Source organism: Moorena sp. SIO4A1, assembly GCF_010672065.1.
Lineage (GTDB): Bacteria > Cyanobacteriota > Cyanobacteriia > Cyanobacteriales > Coleofasciculaceae > Moorena.
In genome coordinates, this window is sequence record NZ_JAAHHX010000640.1 from 1 (window position 1) to 1,547 (window position 1,547).

The following is a 1,547-nucleotide window of genomic DNA, read 5'->3' on the forward strand; positions in this document are numbered from 1 at the left end:
TCGAGGAGGTCTCCGCCGCTGAAGATTTGGGCATTATTATTACTATCAACAATGCTCAGATCATTAGGATTGGTAACATCAAAGGTAGTCATCTGAAGGGGTGACGAAATAGCCTGAAAAGCTTTAAATGTAAAGCTTTCACCATTTTGTGCTAAAAAAAAGATAGGTCTCTTTTGTTCAACAAGACCTACCTATTGACAATGTTACCTGTATTCTACCAAAACCACTTAAAAAGTCAACTTAGTAAGTCAGAATACTTATTTATTCTAATTCTGCTTAGTCTCCTACAGACAATTAAAGAAGTAAATTTAGAAAAATTAGCAAATGCTCTATCAATTCCCATAAAATTTGAAAGTCGGAGAAAAAGAATACAACGATTTTTATCATTGCCTAATCTGACGATTGAAAAAATTTGGTTCCCAATTGTTAAAACGTGGTTATCAACATACTTCACAAATGAACAATTAATTTATGTAGCGATAGACCGCACAAATTGGAGTCGGATAAATTTCCTCATGATCAGTATAGTTTGGGATAAAAGAGCTTTTCCTATATATTTTGAATTACTTCCCAAATTAGGCTCTAGCAATATTCATGAACAGAAAACTGCCCTATCCTCAGTGATGCCACTTTTAAAAAACTATAAAGTTTGTCTATTAGGGGATAGAGAATTTTGCTCGATCAAGCTGGCACAGCACCTCCAGTCCTTGGGTGTCTATTTCTGCTTACGTCTTAAGAAGAACGAATTTATCGAAGTAAAAAAGGATCTTTTTATTCAATTAAATAATTTAGGCTTAACACCAGGATTATCTTTTTTTATCCAAGGAGTTAAAGTGACAAAGACCCGTGGTTTTACAAGTTTTAATGTGGCTGGTAAGTGGCAACGTAAAGTCAAGGGAGTAGCGCCGAAAGAAGGATGGTTTATTCTGACAAATTTGGAAAGTTTAGAGTCAGCTATTTCAGCTTATAAAAAAAGATTTGACATTGAGGAAATGTTTAGAGATTTTAAGACAGGAGGTTATAATATAGAGGATACTAAAGTTGAGGGTAAACGGCTTATTTCTCTAGTTTTATTAATTGCGATAGCTTACACTTCCTCAACGATTCAAGGTCAGCAGATTAAACGTCAAGGAATACAAAACTATGTAGGTCGTGTCAAAGAAAATGGTCGTAGGGAGCGGAGACATAGCAGTTTTTACATTGGTTTATATGGTCAAACCTGGGTAAAGTTTAAGGATTGTTGTCTAGAATTAGTAACCGAATTAATGAGACTCAATCCTAATAAACGAAAGTATTATCAACGAGGTATAAGGGCTAGGTTGCTTATAGAATCTGCATTTTAGCTTATTTCGTCGCCCCCTCAGGGTAATTCATCACTATCCTTTCATCAAACACTTATTATTTTGGGCGTTGCTGAATTGAAGTATGAATGGGCGATCGTTTGGTTTTGGTAAAGCCCCCTAAATCCCCCAACTTTGGGGGACTTTTAGAGTTTTGTTCCCCCCAAAATTGGGGGGCTAGGGGGGCACAATCATACCCAGAATCAC

At 36.1% G+C, this 1,547-nt stretch carries 1 protein-coding gene; it reads left to right on the top strand.

Translation table 11 applies throughout. The features are described 5' to 3' along the window. Nucleotides 1-200 precede the first annotated feature (200 nt). Entirely contained in the window at nucleotides 201-1,343 is a 1,143-nt protein-coding gene (locus F6K53_RS41460) for an IS4 family transposase (RefSeq protein WP_293031337.1), read from the top strand. The last annotated feature ends 204 nt before the right edge of the window (nucleotides 1,344-1,547 follow it).

Excerpts from the sequence above, each read along its gene's own strand:
- F6K53_RS41460 (WP_293031337.1), top strand. The coding sequence starts at position 201 with ATGTTACCTGTATTCTACCAAAACCACTTAAAAAGTCAACTTAGTAAG.